At 54.7% G+C, this 20,932-nt stretch carries 10 protein-coding genes; 1 reads left to right on the top strand and 9 read right to left on the bottom strand.

The genetic code is table 11. From position 1 onward, the window contains the following. Window positions 1-29: 29 nt before the first annotated feature. Window positions 30-2,930, bottom strand: coding sequence for a S8 family peptidase (locus IPH75_01920; protein ID MBK7140820.1), 2,901 nt, complete (start codon window positions 2,928-2,930; stop codon window positions 30-32). A gap of 259 nt (window positions 2,931-3,189) precedes the next feature. Between IPH75_01920 and IPH75_01915 the strand changes: the two genes are divergently transcribed. Then, window positions 3,190-5,367: a glycosyltransferase family 39 protein gene (locus tag IPH75_01915; GenBank protein ID MBK7140819.1), complete on the top strand. Its 2,178-nt coding sequence runs from the start codon at window positions 3,190-3,192 to the stop codon at window positions 5,365-5,367. 80 nt (window positions 5,368-5,447) lie between these two features. Here the strand turns inward: IPH75_01915 and IPH75_01910 are convergent, their stop codons facing one another. The 8 genes from IPH75_01910 to IPH75_01875 all read right to left on the bottom strand — a co-directional run bounded on the left by IPH75_01910 (window position 5,448) and on the right by IPH75_01875 (window position 20,910). Then, window positions 5,448-7,655, bottom strand: a complete 2,208-nt coding sequence (locus IPH75_01910; protein ID MBK7140818.1) for a hypothetical protein — start codon at window positions 7,653-7,655, stop codon at window positions 5,448-5,450. Between the two features lie 19 nt (window positions 7,656-7,674). Beyond that, a complete protein-coding gene (locus tag IPH75_01905) occupies window positions 7,675-8,673 on the bottom strand; it encodes a PorV/PorQ family protein (GenBank protein MBK7140817.1) in 999 nt (332 codons plus the stop codon). A 27-nt stretch (window positions 8,674-8,700) separates the two neighbouring features. Further along, a complete protein-coding gene (locus IPH75_01900; protein MBK7140816.1) occupies window positions 8,701-12,078 on the bottom strand; it encodes a TonB-dependent receptor in 3,378 nt (1,125 codons plus the stop codon). Window positions 12,079-12,382: 304 nt separating this feature from the next. Then, entirely contained in the window at window positions 12,383-13,201 is an 819-nt protein-coding gene (locus IPH75_01895; GenBank protein MBK7140815.1) for a hypothetical protein, read from the bottom strand. 45 nt (window positions 13,202-13,246) lie between these two features. Further along, window positions 13,247-16,201, bottom strand: a complete 2,955-nt coding sequence (locus IPH75_01890) for a sigma 54-interacting transcriptional regulator (GenBank protein MBK7140814.1) — start codon at window positions 16,199-16,201, stop codon at window positions 13,247-13,249. A gap of 737 nt (window positions 16,202-16,938) precedes the next feature. Further along, window positions 16,939-18,222 carry an HlyC/CorC family transporter gene (locus tag IPH75_01885; protein MBK7140813.1) on the bottom strand — a complete coding sequence of 428 codons (1,284 nt, stop codon included), beginning with the start codon at window positions 18,220-18,222 and terminating at the stop codon, window positions 16,939-16,941. Then, entirely contained in the window at window positions 18,222-18,659 is a 438-nt protein-coding gene (gene ybeY, locus IPH75_01880; protein ID MBK7140812.1) for an rRNA maturation RNase YbeY, read from the bottom strand. The genes IPH75_01885 and ybeY overlap by 1 nt, the downstream gene beginning before the upstream one ends. A 10-nt stretch (window positions 18,660-18,669) precedes the next feature. Then, window positions 18,670-20,910, bottom strand: a complete 2,241-nt coding sequence (locus tag IPH75_01875; GenBank protein ID MBK7140811.1) for an HDIG domain-containing protein — start codon at window positions 20,908-20,910, stop codon at window positions 18,670-18,672. Window positions 20,911-20,932 lie beyond the last annotated feature (22 nt).

Below are 20,932 nucleotides of genomic sequence, written 5' to 3'. Positions count from 1 at the left end.
TATTCGGCGGAAATATACACCGGACAGGACTACTTTAAAAGCACCATTTTCCGTGATTCTGAGGCATTGCCGGCAGTCAAACGATAAAAGTAGACACCCGCGGCCACGGACGATCCCGCTCCATCGGTCCCTTCCCAGATGATCCGGTGCTCCCCGGCTGTCATAGGGCCATTAACCAACTGGACCACCCGCTGTCCAAGCAGATTGTAGATATCGAGCGATACCTCGGTTGCGGTCGAAAGAGCAAAAGATATGGTAGTCGACGGATTGAACGGGTTAGGGTAATTCTGGCGTAAATCAAACTGGTTAGGTAACAATTCGTCATTATCGACCGAAGTCGTCACATCATACCGCATCCGGGCTCGAGTAGCGCGTTCGATCAGTTCTTCCCGGCTGTTAGCCGCGACAAAAGCCAGCGCCACTTCGGTACTTCCCTGCGGTCCGAGTGTGAACGATCCACTGTGCAAGATGACCATTTTGTCACCGGGAGCGGTCATATCAGGCTGATGAGCGTGGGTGGACAGAACCGCATACTGCTGCTGGCGTGTCATACCGGCCTTGGCGGTACCGTTATCCTTGACTGAGAACCATCCACCCGAAAGCGCAACCAGACCCGTCATCGGCCCAGCCCCCTGGGACCGGTGAATGGCCAGATTGAGCCCACTGACTATTTCCACCGTATCTGTTGCTGAAATATCAAAGTCCGTCAGGAGGCCAAAGTGCAGACCCGTCAACGGCTCAAGCGCTGAATTGGTCACCTGGTATTTCACGATAATAAAACCGTCATCTTCCGCTTCGGTGTAATTCACCGACTCCTGACGGATCGCAATAGGGATCGGCAGTGCCGAGTTATTGTCGCTGAAACTGCTGATATTGTGATTCGCGGATCCGTCGTTCACCCATGACGCTGACCCCGGAGTCGGAGGGCGGAAATCTGAATCCTTGAGCCGACCGAGACTATCTCGAGTCGCCGTTGATAACTGCGCGCTGCTCCGGCCAACCATGATACCGGCCTCGAACAACAGGTTGTCGCCGCCGTTTAAGCGGAATCCGTTCCCCCCGGCGTTGTAGATCGAACCGGCACTGAGTCCATACTCGCCGAATTCTGATACCGACATCGCCAGGCTTCCGGCGACATGCGTGACGATATTTCCCGGCACTGGGATCCCCAGCGTCAACTCGATCGACGCTGAGTCGATCAATTGTCCGGACATCGACCGGAAACGGAGCCGCATTGAGGCAACTGACCCGTGCACTACTGATGGGTTGATATTCAGGGTAAACGGCTGGCTGTTGACTGCCATCGTTCCACCCGTCCCGAAAACAAAGTTCTGAGTAGTGCCGGTGATCGACAGCATCTCAGGAGACAGGTTGATCAGTTCGCCGTTGATCTGGTCAAGATTCGCCGCCGAATTGGTCACATACGCCTGGAATCCAACTGTCTCACCGGGCATCGCTATTCCGTCGCCGGAGATAAATTCATTCGCCAGATGCAGGTTTGCCCCGGTCGGGACCGGCAGGAAGGAGATCAGCCGTGAAGCATCCACCAGCCCATGACCATACGCGTTATCCTCACCGGCCGGGCCGAGATCGACCGCAGACTGGATGATCGCATACTTGATCTGTTCAACCGTCGCATCCGGATTATATTGACGACAGAGCGCCACCATTCCCGCGATGTACGGCGCCGCCATCGAGGTTCCACTCATATACACGTACGTGTTGTTTTTCGACGATGATCTGATCCCTACTCCCGGAGCAACAACTTCTGGCTTGATCTGGGTAGTATCACAGCTCGAAGGTCCGCGACTCGAAAAATCAGCGATCACTTTCGAACTGTTGACCGCGCCAACACAGAACGAATTGTACGGTGTCGTGGCCCGATTCGCAGGATTGCGGATCGACATCGCGCCAAACCGCCCCTCGTTCCCCGCCGCAAAGATCGTCACCACCCCTGCCGCTTCGACGTTATCCAGCGCCTGCCAGAAAAGAGTCGAACAGGGAGCGATCGCAGAACCGACCAGTGCCGGAAGGCCCCATGAGTTTAGAATAACGTCCGGTACATCGTCGGTCGTGGAAGCATCGCCATCCGGATTGAGCGCCCACTGAAACGCACCAAGAATGTGGCTGATCGTCGTGCTCAGGTCCGGACCCTGATCGATAACACCAGCCGTGATCCATTCCGCTTCTGGCGCCACCCCAAAACTATCCGCTTCGACAGCACCAACCATGACACCCATCGTGTGGGTCCCATGGCCGGTCTTGTCGAAGGGCAAACTGTCGGGAGCAACCGCCGAGAAGAACGACTCGCGCAGTGTCGCGTGATTCCCGCGCCACTTGGAAGACAGCGCCGGGTGAAGTCTATCTACGCCCGTATCAAAACTGCAGACCAAACGTCCTTTGCCGGTGATGCCGGACTGCCACAGATTCGGCACATTGAGCATCTGCAGCTCTGTACTGGCCGAAGTAACCGCCGATGGCGCCGGGCGAATTTCCACGGGCGCAGTCAGTTCGATCGGAAGGTCAGATATTACCTGGTCGACTCCCGGAAGATTGACCAACGTTTCAAGGTCGCTCACCTTCACCGTCATGCTGTATGCGGGAATGATCCAGTGACGCTTCACCGGGCCGACTGCGAGATTATTTATCTGGGAGTTGACCGGCTTCATCAGATTTTCCGCATCCGACTGTAAACGACCGGACACCGACTGAATTCGCTCAGCGCGGTTGAGATCAACACGGCTGGCGGCCTGAAGCATTGCGTACTGAGTAGAGGGATTCTGCAGGAAAACAACAACTGAAACCACGCTGTCACTACCGGCCGCAACCACCGCCTTCAGATCCTGATCAAGCCGCCCCGCCAGGCTGTCGCCCGCCGTAAGTGCCAGAGTCAGTATCAGAAGAAGAGATGCTGCCGTGCGTTTGATCATGGTTCCTCTTTCCCTTCGTATTACCGAAAAGGGTTGAGCAACAGATGTGCCATGATTCTGCTCACAAATTGCACTGCATTTCAGTGCGTTCGTAACCCAGGAAACCGGCCTATCTACATACCAATCCTACACTTATGGGGATTTCCATAATCCCATCCAAATCTGACCAAATTGGAAAGTTCTTTTCACCCTATGCAAACCTCTTCGCGACAGTAGCATCTTTGGTTGAAGCTGCATTTGTTTGCGGATATATTGGCCTATGGCATCGACTCTGGGCAGTATCTGGGAACGTCATCGCTGGCTGATTTTGGTCGCCGCCGCGGCGCTGGCCGTGCGGCTCGGCTACCTGTATTATTACTCCACGCTTCCGGAGTGGACCCAGCTCACAGTTGACAACTACTACCATCTCCACTGGGCGCAGCGGATCGCCGATGGTGACTTGCTTGGTGCCACGACATACTTCCGCGCCCCTTTTTATGTCTATACTCTATCGCTGGTGATCGCGTTTTTCGGAGATTCTCTCTGGACACTCCGCCTCTTCGGCACTCTGATCGGCTTGCTCTCAGTCATCCTGACTTATCTGATCGCCCGACGGGTTCTCAATGAACGCTCCGCCCTGTTGGCCGCCGTCATTCACGCACTTTACCCGACCGCCGTCTATTTCGATGGCGAACTTTTGCTCGATCCGCTCTTCACACTGCTGACACAGCTCGCACTCTGGCGTGTGCTGATCTGGTGGGAGCAAAAAACCGTGCGATCCGCTTTTCTCTGCGGACTATTCTTCGGACTGGCGGCCATCACACGCCCGACCGCCCTGGTCCTTCTGATTGCATTGATCGCGTTTGTTCTGGTGTGGAAACAGATGGGGAGAATCCGCTATCGATTTGCAGTAGTCATCGCCGCCGGAGCCTTGCTCTGCATTCTCCCGATCACCCTGCGCAATCTGATAATCGCCGGCGATCCGGTGTTGATCGCCTCACAAGCGGGCATCAATCTGTACATCGGGAATAACGCGCATGCCGATGGCATTTCGGCTGTCATGCCTCAGCCATTCGGACACAATTGGCAGATATCAGACATCTCATACGTTGCTGAGATCAAGGAAGGCAAACCACTCTCGTCGGGAGAGATCTCAGATTACTGGAGTCGCCAGGCATACAACTGGATATTGCATCATTCGCTCGATTGGGCCAGCCTCTACCTGAAAAAGCTCTATTATTCGATCTCCGACCGCGAGATATCGAATAACCGCGATATGGATGACTTCTTCGCTCGAGTTCCATTCCTGCGCTACCATCCATTCTCTTTCGCACTGATATTCGCACTAGGCGTAGTCGGAGCTTGTGTCGCCTGGAAAGCACGACCTGCCACCCGCTTGTTAACCTCCACAACGCTGCTGTTCATCGCCGCCAACGCGCTCTTCTTCGTGAACAGCCGCTTCCGCTTGCCGGAGATCCCCTTGCTGATCATCCTCTCAGTCGGCGCACTCGCCTGGATGTTTGAAAGCAGCAGGATTCGACGCCGGACAGGGCAGTACGCTCTCGCCGCGGCTGTCCTGCTCTACCTCCTTTCCTCTTTACCGATCGTCGGCTTTCCGAAAGGCGAAGACCTCACCGGACTTGCTTCCAAAGCGATCTTCCACTACCGCCAGGCGCACTATCAGCAAGCGATCGAGATCGGACAAAAGATCATAGAGCGTGACCCCAAATTCCCCGAAGCCAACCTGAATATCGGCGCCGCCTGGTTCCGCCTTGGTGTCGGAGATTCAGCGTTGTATTATTTCGAACGGGAACGAGGGAATTACCCGGGTCGAGCCAAGGCCTACAACAATCTTGCGTCTTACTATCTGGTCAATCGTGATCTCGACTCAGCTTACAACAAGCTGAACCGTGCGCTCCTGTTGCGCCCGTACGATCTCACTGCCAACACGCTATTGATCCGGATCGCCTCAGCCGATGACAATGTGCCCGATCAGGAACTTACAGAATATATCTCCAGCGCACTCCTGCAGACCGACAGCAACCTGACCGTCATGCTCGAAGCCGCCACGATCGCCTCAGCACGAAAATTATACCCGCTGGCTGAGCAGCTACTCCGTCGCTCTTTGGAACTCCCTCCACCGCCGGTGGAGACGGATGATCTCGCCTTCGATGAGGCATACCCCTATCGTCCTGATCGCTTGCGTCGACTTAGAGCACAAGCCAGTTATCAGTGGGGATTTGTCCTGGGGCAGACCGGACGTTTTGAGGAATCCATCGCTGCCAGTCGCACGGCGATCGAACTCGATTCCACTTTTGCCGAGGCGTACATCAATCTCTTCTCTGGTTATCTCTCGACCAACCAGATGCACGCCGCCGATTCCGTGCTTTCGCAGGCAGCCCGACTCTTCCCCAACGACTCCCGGGTCCGGCAACTGATCGACCGCCTCAAGCGCTAAACACATCAAAGAAAACGGGGCCGACCAGTGGTCGACCCCGCATATTCAGTCTCGCAACTCAGCGAGCGATTCGAATGACGTTAATCCTGAATGCCGTTCATCCGCTTGTACTCTGCCATTCGCGCTTCCTCATTCCGTCGAACCTGGTCGACCGAGAACGAAGTCGCGGCGTTCACATTGCGGTTGATCGTTTCATTCGGCGCCGCTCCCAGATTGGTCGGATACAGCCAATTGAACATGGCATGGATCATCGTATACATCTGGTCATCATCCATCCCAAGTGGGGTGAAGGAGAAGTGCGCCGTCTTGAACAGGCTGGTCTCGTAACGGATCGCCACCGGCGAACCGTCGTAGCTCAACTGCGGTCCAAGCGGATGCGTCAGACCAAACTTCGACTTATACAGATAGAGCGGCTCGGTTCCGTATTGGCGGGATACCCAGCCAACCTCCGGCATACAGGCCACTGTATCGATCCAGAGCACTTTCGACCGGTCAAAGGGCAATAGCGGCGGGATCGAGAATCCCCACTCATACCGCTGATGCATATTAGCCGTATCCAGGGTCAGATCAGGGAAACTGGCCGCATCGTCCTCTTCCAGACGAAGGCTGTATGCTCCAATAAAGTCCTCGATACGAACCGACGGTTTCACTGCTGAGGTATCCAACGCATAGTGCCACCACCCATGATAGACGAATCCGGTGATCCCGAAATATCTCTGGTACTCGGCCGGCGGCGCCACTGGGAACGTCGGATCGGTGAAGTCCTTAAACTTATCTACACCTTCCGGACCCGCTGAACGAGCAAACTGAACGACGTTCACACCGGCGTCAATCGCCTTGAAGATGGTAATAGCCGGCGGCGCCAGCCCCTTACCGTCTATGAGGAACGGCTTTTCGTTCGAGTCACTATAAAGAACCGCTATCTTATACTGAAGCATCTTCTTGAGCGGGATTTTGTTTGGTCCGTCAAGGTTATAGTAGTCGGTTGTATCCCACGTATTCGGTTTCCAGGCATTTACTATGTCGCGCCAGTAGTTATAAGCTGCTACCGGCTTCGGGCCGTTCAATCGCCGGAATTTGCGCGTAAAGTCGATTACCAGCACTTCGCGCTCGTACTTCGGCTCAATGACGTTGATCGGCTTAAATGCCGGCACCAGGTCAGGTACATTCGCGTCATCACGGCTACGCACCCACAACACGAATTTCTCTTCAGTAGTCGTGTCAGGCTGACGCAGGCGATACACGTCGAAACTGGTATCCGCCAGATTGCTGACCCACGGACTGGTCTCGTCTCCGGAGCTGTCCGCCACACGACGGAGACCGGCATTGATCAATCCCGGATCATCGATCATGAACATACTATCAAGGGTTCCGAACGGATTCGTCGAAGAGATCGTGTCGACCAATAGCCGGGTACAGAGGTAGTGAACCAGTGTATCCGGGTCGGCAGACGTATCCAGTGAATCGCAATAGTAGAGGATGGTGTCATGGTCGCCCAGACGGTACAGCCGACCATCGTTGGCCAGAAAGACCTTCTTGACATAGTCACGCATCATATTGCGGAATTCGTTGTTGTTCGTCGAATCATACGTGAACGGACCGAGCAATTTCCACTCAAATTCGAATGGTGGCGGATCGGACGGATAGTCGGTCTTGTCCTCGCCATACCAGCCTATCCGGACACCGGTGATCGCTCCACCTGCGTTCACCGCATTAATGAACGGCGAGGTCAATTCGTCGTACGTCCCGGGCAGACGGATGAAAGTCTGCGGCGGGTTGTCATTGCGATTGAAACGACGATAGATGATATCAGACCCGGTCCCCTGTTCGTCAAATGCCTGCAGGAAAACATACTGCGGCACAAACACGTTCACCGGATCGGAAAGATCCGCCTGCATCCGCACCGCCTGCTGCGTCTGCGGATCCGGCAAGGAGTCATCGACATTGAGATATGTCCACTCGGAAGCCGGCAGCGAATTCAGTACTGACGAAATATACTGTGCCGGTGTATTCAGACCCATCTCCGATTCAAGAACCACCTTGTACCGGAACTGACGCACCTGACCATCCGGATCGGAACCGATCCAGTAAATGACCGGATTGCGCGAAGTCTGGTAATTCTCCGGAGGAATATTCACAAAATAGACTACCGGTTTCATATTGGCCGTCTGCTCGCCGGTGATCCTGTCCGGGCAGCCCGACAAGAGGATCGCCGATGCCACCAGGGCAAACGCGATGGCCATCACCGTGAGTCGAGATTTAACAGCAGAAGTCATTGTACCCTTCATCTTTCATTCCCTCTCACGCTCAGAAGCTCAGCGCCATGCTGAACCGGTGAACCTCGGTCAGAATTCCGTAATCCTGGAACGCGTAATCGACCCGCAGTTCCCTCTCCTGGCCGAACGGCAGACGTACGCCGCCGCCGAACGTCAGTCCGTCTTCATCGTAATTGAAGCGACTGCCCGCGCGGAGGATGAATCGATCGTTGAATGTATACTCTAAACCGGCGTTATATTTCTCGAGGTTGTCCGACGGGTGCGAGCCTTCGGCCGCAAACGTCATCAAGTGGTTCTGGTTATCCAGAACATTAATAGAGGCGCCAAAACGGAAGTTGATCGGAAGCGGATATGCTTTGTCGATAAACTTCAGATCGGGTCCGAAATTGGTGATCACCATGGCGATCTTGAATCCGCGGAATCCCGTATCGTAGTTGGTTCCGACATCTGCCGACCAGCCGTTCGCCGTGTAGTCATGGAAATACTCGCCCACATACTTGACGTTGAGACCGATCGAGAATCGGTCAGTCAAATAGCGGCCGTAGCCAAGCGAGATCGCCATGTCCTGAGCGGAGAACTCACGGCCGGTCCCTTCGTAGGTTCCCTGCTGGTAAGTCCGCTCGATCATCTTGCCGGAACTCAGTCCATACAGACCGATCCCGACCACGCCGCCCACCGCCTCAAGCGGTACGCCCATCCCGACGAATCCATAGTTCACATCGGCTGGGAGCGAAATGTACGTGGTCATCACTTCTTTTCCGAGCAAGGCCGTTAAACCAGCCGGATTGTAATAGACGGCGGAGATGTCATTGGCTACCGCCGAAAATGCTTCGGCCATACCCATGGCTCGCGCCGATACACCCAACTCAAGGAACTGGGCGCCGGTGGTGCCGACTTTTGCCTGGGCCGCAGCCATTGACGGCAACATCAGGGCGATCACCACTGCCAGAACCGGCAGTCCGATCGTTCCTAACGCCCATCCGGTGCGCCGGCGTGTGTGTGTCGCCATATTATCCTCATTACGCTTCATAGTCACTCGTTGCCTCATACTGCCCGGTTAGAGGTTCATCTCCAGACCGACGCGGACCTGACGACCGTACCCCCAGTTGCCCGGGTTCTGATCGTAAGAAGTTCCTTCAAATACGTTGCCGCTGATGTTCTGTTGAGTGTCCGCACGACCCGTGGTCGTGTAAACTGCATCAGCGTTACGCGTGTCGAATATGTTCTCGACCCACAGAATGAAGCTATAGTCCATACCGACGAATTTGAATTCCTTGTTGAACCGGATATCGAAATAGGCCGTCGTCGGATAGCGCAGCGAATTGCGCTCGATCTCTTCGCTCGAAGAGATATCCAAATTCGGATACTTGGAATCCGGGGTGAACGGTCTGCCTGATTCGATGATCGACTCGATACTCAACGCCCAGCCGTTCGGGATCGGCACACCAAACAAGCGCGGCTTCACGCTGTTCGGAATGTAGAACTGGACGTACGATTTGATCGAGTGACGGATGTCGTTGTCCAGGGCGGCTTCGGTCAGCGGCTCACGCGACAACGCGAAATCGGACAGGTAGTTCTCTGAAGCCTGCGACGCTTTGCCGTACGCAAAGGCGTAAGTGTAACTGAGCTGTCCGTTCACATATCCGCCACCACGCTTTTCCAGAGTCAGCTCAAAACCGCGGCTCCGACCGTAATCGCGGTTGCGATACTGGTTCACCGTGCGCCGATTGAGCGTCACCCGCTGCTGGTTGATCTTGTCACACTCATCCTTGAAGTAACCGGAGAAGTCGATCGCATAGTTCTCGTTCATTGCGTACTTCACGCCGAACGAATACTGCACCGTCTTCTGGTAATCCAGGTTGTAGTTACCAACCACGTCACTCGCGTCAACACTGGTCGTGTTTCGCGCGTACATGTAGCGATACTCAGGAAGCTGGAAGAAGTGTCCATAGTTAAAGTGGACTTTGGCCTTGTCCGAGATCGGGTACGAGAAACCGATGCGCGGCGAGATCTTCTGGCGATCGCCCAGGATCGTTCCCGAGCCAAGATCGTCTCCCTTGACCACCGGCACCAATGCCTCGGTGTCCTGAAGGAAGAAGTCCCAGCGCATACCGATGTTCGCGATCATCGAGCCGTACTCGAGGTTATCGCGGAAATAGAACGTTCCGGTGATCGGCTCATACGAGAAGAAGTCGCGGAAGATACCGCGCGTCGGATATGGCTCGTCCGGGATCCCATCCTTGTTGACATCGGTCACACGACCGGTAAACGGCAGGTAGGACATTTCGATCTCTTCATACGAGAAGAGCTCTTTGGACATTGCAAAGCCGGCCTTGAGCTGGTGGTTCCCCAACTGGCGGAACCCTTTCACCTCGCCGCGCCAGGTGCGCGTTTTGCGACGGTGCCAGACCACATCCTCGTCAAAACTCCCCGGATTCAGGAAGTTCGAGGTACCACCGTAATCGTACTCGCCATTCCCGTTTCGATCGACAAACTTTTCTCCCGGGTCATACAGACCGTTGGGCAGATCGAATATCCCGTTTCCGTTGCGATCGTAATACGGGATCGAAGGCTCCCACTGAAATGGGGAGGTATTTTCGGGACCGTCGTGACGACCATTATAATTGAGGTCCTGGTTGATGGTCTTATCAGAGGACCGGATAAATCCGTCGACACCGTTGTCATAAACGCCGTTACCATTAATGTCGGTATACGGTTCGCCGCGGACCGAGTCACCATCGATAAAGGTTTCCGGCTCGCGCTGGTTGATCGGTTTGAGCCGTTCGGAATCAAGAACATGGTTACCGTTTTTGTCGTTCAGGTAATCTCCCTGATCCCAAACACCATTGTTATTCAGGTCGACAAACGGTTCGCCTTCGAGGTCATCAGCCAATCCATTATCATTGAAGCGGAAATCCGCGAAATATGCTTCGCCCGTCTGCATATTGAACTCTATCGGGTAATCACCACGAGTATAGTTCGGCCCGGAGAAGTCGGTGCCGTAGACGGCAGAGTCAGGGTACAGGTTGATCAGCGGCTCAGGTGCGTCATATATACCGTTGCCGTTTCGATCGGTGAATGATTCCCACTCGGACTCGAGGTAGAACTGATCAGGATTAAGTCCCTTACCCGGGTTGTCCGGGTCACCCGGCTGCTGGCGCACATTCTTCTCATAGAATGAGAAGACCGCTTCGTAGCTCATATTCTTCGAGATCTCCTGGGACATTTCCAGCGAGACCGACTGCCACTGATCCTGTGCGATCGGGGCGGTCGATGAACTGTAGCGATACTGCCAGCTAAACGGCGTCCAGCGACGCTTCGAATACTTATATGAGAGAATGAAGTTCAGATTCTGACGCGGACGGAACTTCAGGTTCGCCTGCCAGAAATACCGGTTATCCGACTTGTATGGAATGTTGAACAGCCCGAAAAAGTCAGTCGTCCCGAATTCACGCGTCGTGATGCGGGTATCGTAATCATCATATTGATAGATGCCGTTCGACATCTCGGTTTCGCCGTAGATGTAGTACGTAAACTCTTTGTCGGCCAGGAAATTCAAGCCGAACGCCGGGAGGATCTTCTTGGTGAAGAACTGGTCCGGACCGGAAATGGAACCGCGAATATAATCGTAGTTACGCGAATACTTGTTCAGGTCCTGCGTTCCCAGATCGTCGGTGATGAACTGCATGTTGATGCGGGTGTTGTCTTTGTTACCCGTCTGCGAGGTCAGCTTGACGATACCGGACAGTGCGTTTCCGTATTCAGGGTCAAATCCGTCTTTAATGATCTGGATCTCCTGAATCGAACCCGACACCAACGAGAGGTTCGCGCCAGCGCCACCGGTTCCGCCCAGCGGGTCACCGATCGGCACACCATCGACGATATACGCAACTTCACCAGCGCGACCGCCGCGAATGAAAACCTGACCCGAGGTCGTGGTCTGCACACCGGCAACGTTCTTCAACAAGGCGTCGACCGTTTGCACCGGCTTCTTCGAAATCGTGGCCGAAGTGATCGACGAGATGTTTGAGGTCTCGTACTTCTGGATCGGGTCAGCGGTGGCGATAACCGAGATGACATCATCCAGGTCCGTCACTTTCTTGTTCAGCTTCTGATTCACTTCGGTCGTGAAGTCCGACTTGACCTCGACATCTGTGACGTCAACCGTACTGTAATCAACCGATGAGATCTTGAGGCTATACTTACCGGGATCAAGCCGGGCGATCATATAGCGGCCATCCGGATCCGACATGGCACCAAACTTGGTACCGACGACCAGAACCGATGCACCAATGACTGGCTCTCCGGTCTCCTTGTCGACCAGTCGTCCTTTGATCTGACCGGTCGAAGCGGCAAACAGCGATGCACTCATGATCGCTACCACGCCGACACAGATTACGAAACCGAGAAGCAGTCGTTTAGCAACGCCGTGCATTTCTCTTCCTCCTGACATATCAGCACATTCGAACATTCGCGATTCCAGCGGCGCTACCACAACGGTGTCGTTCGGTACGCCAGTTGTCTCACCATCGGTGTCAACTAGTTGGATCAGAAGAAAGCGAGGGGGCTTCGCCAGACGATGTAGGCAAGAGCAGCAATCTTAATATCCAACCCTATCATTCACTTACACAAACCGGCCAAACCAACATCTGCAGACCGGCAGCAGCCGGAAAAGTAGCCGCAAATCGCGGGGGAAGTCAAGCGCTATTTTTCTCCCCTTCGCACTCTAACTTCGTATGCTATAGACTACTTGCGCCTCTGCTTTGTTTAATGATTTCACGCCGCTCGCACGGCGCTGTGTTAACCCGCTCAACCTGCTCAGCTATCCGCTCCATCTGTGCGAAGTCGCACAGTGCCGGCGCAAATTCTACTCCCAGACCCTTCCCCATCACCAGACGAAACAGCTCTGCATGTTGTCCAAAGTCCGTTTCGTCGATGGCCGGTAAAAAATCGTCAATTTGCTCCACATCGGCATCCAGTGCCGGATGACGACACAACCCCGCGAGCTTGATCGAGCCGTGCTGTAACAGTGCATCCCCCAATCGTTTCTGGGCCGAAGCGACTACCTTCCGCCCCCCTGCCATCAACTCGTACTTGGCGGCCGAGGCAAAGCAGGGAGCTTTGTGAAAAAACGCAGGATGTGCGTTCTCCGGAGCCGATTGCCGCTCATATCTTGCCTGTATTCCGACCTCTCCCAGGAACTGACCGAGCGCCTCGGACAGATTCGCCGAGACCGCAGACAAGGAGCCGACGAGCCGATCCGCGCCCTGATCCCGCATATTCACTGCAATTGAGTAGGTTAATTCTGACTGATCGTGAAAAAGCGCCCTCCCGCCGGTAACTCGCCGAATCACCGCGGTCTCCCCCACTTTCTGCCAGTTGATGGCCGATTCCTGGCGCTGGTTGAACCCAAAGGTGATCCCCTCTGGCTGCCAGGTGTACAGGCGAAGAAATACCGAGCCGGGTGATTGCATCACCTGTTCGAGCATCCACTCGTCGAACGCCATGTTAAATTGTGGGGAGGTTGAAAAATGGGAATAAAAAAGGGCAACTGGCATGGCGGCCAAGATACAACCAAATGGCTCCGCCAGGCAAGTTGCCTATCAGGAAATTGCGTCGAGACGATCGAGGTCGATATTGTACTGCTTGATCTTCAGACGCAAGGTCGATTCAGGTATATTCAGGGTTGCGGCCGCGTGCTTTTTGATCCCACGCTGTTCGCGCAACGCCTTGACAATGAACTTCTTCTCCCAGAACGCGAGGTAGTCGTACAGCGAATAGGTGTCGCCGAAATTCACATCCTCATCAGACATCCCCGTCCCATTCCCCTGCGGAATGGCAACTGCCACCGTCGAGGCTGAGGCAAACGGACTGGAGATCTTTCCGGAAAGCAGTTCCAGCACGATCTCTTCGTTCTCCCCGGACAACAGGACCAGCTTTTTGATCTCGTTCTCCAGTTCGCGAATATTCCCCGGCCAGTCATACGCCATCAGGGCGCGCAACGCTTCCGGAGTGACCCGCTTGCGGCTCTCTTCCAGGAAATGTCCGACCAGCAGCGGAATATCTTCTCTCCGCTCACGAAGCGGCGAAAGATGATACGACAACGCCGACAGACGATAATAGAGATCCTGCCGGAAAAGCCCCTTGGCCATCTGGTCTTTCAGTTCTTTGTTGGTCGCGGATATGATCCGGACATCCACCGTCCGTGGCACCGTCTCTCCCAGCCTGACCAATTCTTTCGATTCCAGCACGCGGAGCACTTTCGCCTGAATGGATAGCGGCATATCCGCTACTTCGTCCAGGAAGAAGGTACCGCCATCGGCCTCTTCGAATAATCCGGACTTGTCCCGATCCGCACCGGTGAATGCGCCGCGCTTGTAGCCGAACAGCTCGGACTCAAGCAACGTCTCCGGGAGCGCCGCACAGTTCACCGAAATGAACCGCTTATTGCGACGAACCGAATTATAGTGGATCGCTCGAGCGACCAGATCCTTGCCGGTCCCCGTCTCCCCTTCGATCGTGATCGAGATCGGTGAGTCGATCACCTGGCGAAGCTGCGCCAGCATCTCGAGCATCTTCGAATTCTGCGTGATGATATTCGGAAACGCCGCCTTCTCCATCAACTGCGCTTTGAGTCGACGGTTGTCCTCCATCAGCTTCATCTTCTGGAGTTCGGCTGATTTGAAGGCGATCAGGTCGGTGAATCCGACCGCAAAATTCAGTTCCGCCTGGCTGAACGGATTCAGCATATTGTCGACCGACAGTTTATCGATATACAGATAGCGCGTACATTGGTCGGCCATGGTGAATGGCACGACGATCACGCTGGCGATCGCTTCCGGCGTATCCGGGAATAATCCATTGATATACGGATCGCGACGGCAATCCAGCAACAGGGTCGGTCGCAATTGCGAGATCTCCTGACCCAATAACGGCTGGAAACTGTCGATAAACTTCTTGACCTGCATCGGGGCCAACTGCCAGGACGCCACCACCTGAGTCCCCTCAAAATCCGGTGAGAAGATCAGCGACCGATTTGCATTGGTCTTCCGGATCAGGGCTTTCAGCACGTCGTCGATCTGGATCGTCTTGAGATCCCGCATCTCCGGCTTGCTGATCAGATTACCGAATACTTTAAATTCGTTCTCTTCGGAAACCGCCAGCGCCACTGCCTGGTCGGTCAATGAATGCAGGAACTGGCTCACCGCGCGCACTTTGGGACGGTCGTCCAGCGCCATAAAGAGCTTCTCTGCCCGGCTGATCTTGCGGAAACCGCGCGACAGATCGCCGCGCTGACAGGCAAACATCCCCGAACGGAAATCCGTCTCGGCTTGCCAGAATTCCAATTTGAGTTTCCGGAAAATACGCGCCGCTTCATCCAGCGACGAGCGGATGATCTCATGCTCATCGGAGCCGGCGGCCATTTTCACTTCGGCGTACACCAACAGGCTCTTCGCGAGATCCATAGGATCCCCCACCTGTCGCGCCAATTCAACTGCCGCTCGCACATGCTCAACCGCATCGCCAAACTCCTGACGCGCGGTAAATATCCGGGCGATCACCAGGCGGGTCATGGCAACCTCACCCTTTTCACCCAATTGCAACGAAAGCTCCAGCCCCTTCTGGGCATACTTCATCGCTTCGTCCAGATTGTCCAGCGCCAGTTCGGCCTCTGCCAAACGACGGGCGCACTGCGTGACCAGCGATGATTCGGGAGCAAGCAGTCGTCCGGCCTGATACGCTTCCTGCAACAGATGCTTGGCCCGGACCGTGTCGCCCCGTTCGAGCGCCAGTTCGCCGGCATACTCGAGATAAATAACGCGCTCGCGCTTCAGTTCAAGGCGCACGATCAACGCATTCGCTTTCTCCAGTAAGCGGGCGGAAGCGACAAACTCCCGGCGACGCAGTTGCAGATACCCCAGAGACAAAAGATTCAGCGCCTCGGAGATCTCTTCATTATGACGCTGATTGTAGGACAGCGCGGTATTCAGATCGGTTTCCGCCAGCGCCCACTGACCAAGCAGGAGTCGAATACGACCCAGGTTACCGGTCAACTGTGCGAGCTTGCGGGGATTATCGACGATCATGTTGATCGCATCGGCCAGGAAATCACTCGCCGCATGGAAATCGCACCGAATGAACGATGTTCTGGCCAACTCGTTCAAGGCATCGATCTGACCTTCCCGGTCGCCACCGCGACGATACGACGCCAGAGCATCTCGAGCACGCATTTCCGCGTTCTTGAGATCACCCAACGCAGCATAGGACTTGGACAAAACCAATTGGACTCGTCCGAATCTCTTGTTGACCGGGAAATCAGCCAGAAGTTTGGCGCCGCGAAGACCATACTCGATCGCGGTCCGATAGGAAGCGGCAGAAAACTGACAATCTGCCTTGAGCGAAAGCAAAAGCCCTGTCTCAAGATCGCTGTCCGCGAAAATCGCTTCATCGAGCGCTTCACACTCGCGGAGTGCCGCGGGGTACTTACGCTGACGAAGTAACTCCTCGATTGCCAGTAGGCGGTTATCAATGACAAACTGTTGTGAGGAAAGACTCATCTTTATTCTACCGTTTGTTACGACGGTTGCTGGTTAGGGGCTGCCACACAGCCCCGCCCTCGATCGCTTAGCGACCAGTACTACGTGCCGCCTGTCTTACCTTCGTTCCCGTTTCATACCGGCCGACATACAGCCGATCCGTCAAGTAGTACGAAACTCGGAATACCAGTGACATGGTCGACCGCGACGAGATCAGGAGATTATCCCCTGAACCGCCCGGACATTCAGCTGACGCCGCAATTGCAGTTGAACCTTTGCTCGGATCGTCGGACCCACCCGTCGAACCGCCGCCAGTCGAACCGTTCTTGCTTCCGTCAGAGTCCCAAGGATGTTCACCGGAGAACCCAGGAACGGAGATGAAGATCACAGCAAGTAGGGCGATGAGAAATGGTAATCGTGAACGAATCGCGCCTCGCATAGACTTACCTCCAAAAATTGCCCATGACCAACTGAATCAAGCGAAAACTCACTTGGTCCCTCTCTACAGCAAATGCCTGAAAGCGCATTTTCTGCACACCTTATACTAACTTCCCGCTAGTGTTCTGTCAAGCAATAATTTGGGAGGACGCAGAACCTGCGGTTCAGCAAGGCACACGCCGATTTTGAATTTCGTCTGGAAATCTTTTCCGGACGAGACGGGATGAAACTGAAAGTTATATTAGGGGGAATGTATAACTGCGCGACGAGCACAGTAACCTATTTAATCACAATTGGATAGATGTGTTGTTTCAGTGCGGCTATCCATTCACACGTTGAGTCTTCCGCCAGACTCGCACTTTCTTGATTCTCTGACCGTCCAGTCGGAGTATCTCAAACTCAAGGTCATGCCACCCGATCGTCAACCCCTGCTTGGGCACCCCGCCGATCAGAAAATAGAGCAAGCCTCCCACCGTATCGTAATCCCCCTGTTCGTGGTCAGTGTCCAGCGCTTCCTGTAGCTCCTCCACCAGCATAGCCGCATCCACCAGATACCGGCCGTCCGACTGCGGGATGAACTGCGCTTCCTCAATGTCATGTTCATCCTGGATCTCCCCGACGATCTCCTCGAGGATATCTTCGAGCGTCACCAGACCGGAGACGCCGCCGTATTCATCCACTACCACTGCGATATGCAGCTTGGTCGCCTTGAATTCGCGAAGCAGGTCGCCGATCACCTTAGACTCGGGCACAAAATAGGCCTGCCGCAGGTACTTATTGATATCGAACCGCTCTCCCGGCTCCGGTTGACTGGCAAAAAGATCTTTCACATACAGGATGCCGATCACTCGGTCGATGGTCCCATCATACACTGGATAGCGGGAATAACCATCGCGCTGGATCAACTGCTGGATCTCGCGGAAGGACATCTCTTTGCCGATCCCGACGATATCGATTCGCGGGATCATGATCTCCCGCACCACTGTCTGGTCCAGCAGGAAGATCTGCCCAATCATCTTCTTCTCATCTTCCTCGATGATCGTCTCACTGATCCCTGCCTGATCGGCCAGCGTCTCGATTGCTCGCTCGACGATCTCTTCCTTCTGCTCCTCCGCCGTCGCCTCTTCGGACTTGATCCGCTTGAGCGCTGCTCGATATGCGGCCACCACCGGATAAAACACGACATAGATCGAGGTGACCAACCAGAGATACCTCGGTGCGCGCGTCGTATCCAAAACGCGACGACTCGCCTTTCGCGGCATATACTCGACAAAGGTGATATACAGACCCCAGACGATCAGCAGTCCCACGACGTAAAAATAGACACTTGATATCTCCAGCTTCGTCGCGACCACTCGCGCCAACAGTGCCGACATCAGGGTCAGTAACATCAGCGCAAACGATTTGTAGATCGTTGCTATCTGCATCAACACGCGCGGATCCCCGGCCAGTTTGATAATAAACTGACGGCGGCGGCGCGAAATGTGAGGCAAGAGCGTCTCCACCTCTTCCGGATCAAGATAGACCGCCAGAGAGTAGAGTGAAACCACGTAGGCCGAGAGGTACGACCAGATGATAAACAGCGTATATAACCAGATGTCCATTACTTGACTATTCTCCCGATTGCCCGCAAATACTTTCGTTCCCGTGCTTCCATTCGCTCGGCCTCGCGATATTCCTGATGATCATAGCCGAACAGATGCATCAAGCCATGGCAGGTCAGCCGAAGGTACTCCAGTTCGAGCGAGTGCCCCAATGACGCGGCCTGACGGCTCGCGGTCGGCACGGATATATATATTTCACCAAACGTGGCATCCTTCGATGCCGGATCATCGATATTAAAAGACAATACGTCGGTCGGCTTGTCTTTCCCGCGATACTCATCGTTGAGCTGTTGGATCCGGCGATCTGTCGTGAAGATCAGATTTATCCCGGCCTGCCAGTTTTTTTTCGCCTCGTGTCCGGAAACAACCGCAAACAGCTCGCGCATTGCTCTTTGCGGAACGCGCGTGACAATCTCTTTATGGATCAACAGCCGCATTGCCTAGTGGTCAGTCCTTTTTAGGGTAAGCTACCCGTTGATGGAAAGCCCCGATCAGCACCTGCGCAAACGCTTCGCGAATTCGCGCCAGGTCGCGCAATGTCAGCGGGCATTCATCCAGTTCGCCCGACTGAAAACGGTCCGTGATGATCCGCTGGATCAGTTCATGGATCCGCGCCGGTTTGGGATTATCCAGCGTCCGGCTGGCCGCCTCAACCGCATCCGCTAGCATCGCTATTCCTGTCTCCCGCACCTGGGGTTTTGGACCGGGATAGCGGAACTTATCGACCTGGGCCGGATCCAGCCCCTGCTCGACCGCCTTGCTGTAAAAGTAGGTCATCACCATGGTACCGTGGTGCTCTTCGATAAAATTCAGCACATCATCCGGTATATCATTCTCTTCTCCCAGCACGCGACCTCGCTTGACATGCGCAGCCAGGATCAGGGAGGACATCGAGGGGGTCAGCGCCTCATGTTTTGAGCGTACCCCCAACTGATTTTCAATGAAGTACTCGGGGATCTCGATCTTTCCGATATCATGATAATATGTGCCGACTCGCGCCAATAGAGGGTTGGCATGAATTGCCTTGGCCGCCGCTTCACTCAAATTGCCGACCGAGATCGAATGGTGATATGTCCCCGGTGCTTCCAGCGCCAAACGTTTCAATAACGGATGATTCAGATCCGACAGCTCAAGCAAAGTAATATCGGTGGTGATCGAGAATATAGATTCAAAGAACGGCAGTATTCCGATCGTCAGCAACGATGAGACCAGCGCATTCAGCACTGCGAACTGCATCAACTGCAGCATGTCTCGTGTCGGATTCAGTTTCAGTTGCTCGATCAGGAAGAGCAGAAGCACATAGGTCAGTATGATCGAGAGCGCGATCCGGTAATAATGCGAACGCTTGCGGACCTCGCGCGAAGTGATCGCCGCCACTGTGCCGACCACAACCGTCACGAGCACCAGCGTGAAATCAAACCTGTGCATCACCCCCAACAACACCGCCAGCACCACGGTGGATAGCATGCCCACTTCGGCATCGAACAGGATTGTCACCATGATCGGAAGGACCGCGATCGGATAGTAGTATACCGACTCATCCCACCCCAGTCGTCTGAGGACCAGAATCAGGATCATCTGGAGTACAAAAACCATCAGCAGGGCCAACAGCCGCGTATTCGATCGATAGATATCGCGTCGGAAGAAATAGAGGAACAGGTAGAGGGTGCAGAAGATCACGAAAATCAGCGCCATCCGCGAAAAGATCGGCAAATAGAGCGCCAGGACATTCCGTTCGGCCGCCTGGGCGCGAAGCAGCCGTCCCATCTCCTCAAGTATTCTCTCTTCCCGCTCGCTGACCCGTCTCCCCTGCCGCACAATCAACTCACCCGGCTCGATCACCTCTCGCGCGGACGAGACATCGCTCAATTGCTCGGTTACCCGACGAGTATACTCCGTCTGATCCGGAAAGAGGTTCGGCTGAACGAAACTCCGCCCCAGCAGGTAATAAAACTCAACATCGACTGAGTCAGCCGCCGCCAGACGATTGATCGATGCCAATAAAGTGGCGTTGGCGGTGGCGATATCGAGGATCTGCTCGCGGAGATACAGACCTTCCCAGTTGCCGCGCCGGATCGAGATCATGCTGGTGGCATCATCCCCAAGGTACGTAAGGTCAGCCACGACGCCGACCTTGTAGATCTGCTCGCTGTATATTCGCTGAAGTCTCCGCCGCAGCAGTTCCGAATCTTCCTGGCTCACCAGCGATTTAAAGATCGCCCCCTGGCTCAGAAGCGGGAAACGCTGGGCAACCGATGTGATCACATCGGGAGCGGTACGCGTGCCTATATCGGAGTGGCTCCGCTTGATCGAGTCGATCAGCGCCACGTACTGGTCGAATGACCGGTAGATCGCCAGTGTGATCGCGGTATCCTCGCGGACCGTCATGGGAATGACCAGCCGGCGACGTTCCTTTTCTTCTTCTATCTCTTTGGAATCTTTGAACAGGGTGATCTGGAATGGCGCGATGATGTCGCGGTCGGCGATATCGCCGCGACGCGGCGTATCCAGCGGATCATAGAAGTCTTCAGCCGGGTAGGTGAACGCAATAAACGCCGTCACGGCAAGCAGCATAAGCAGCTTGATCGCTTTGGCACGCGGAGTCAATTGAGGCTTCTGGCGGGTCACCGATTGGACCTTGAGAAGCTTCTTGATCCGACGCTTGATTCTCAGTAAAAACGCAAACATACGGCGGCTATCCGTGCGCCTG

The organism is bacterium (genome assembly GCA_016708025.1).
Lineage (GTDB): Bacteria > Zixibacteria > MSB-5A5 > GN15 > FEB-12 > FEB-12.
This window is presented reverse-complemented; position numbering and strand designations above follow the sequence as displayed.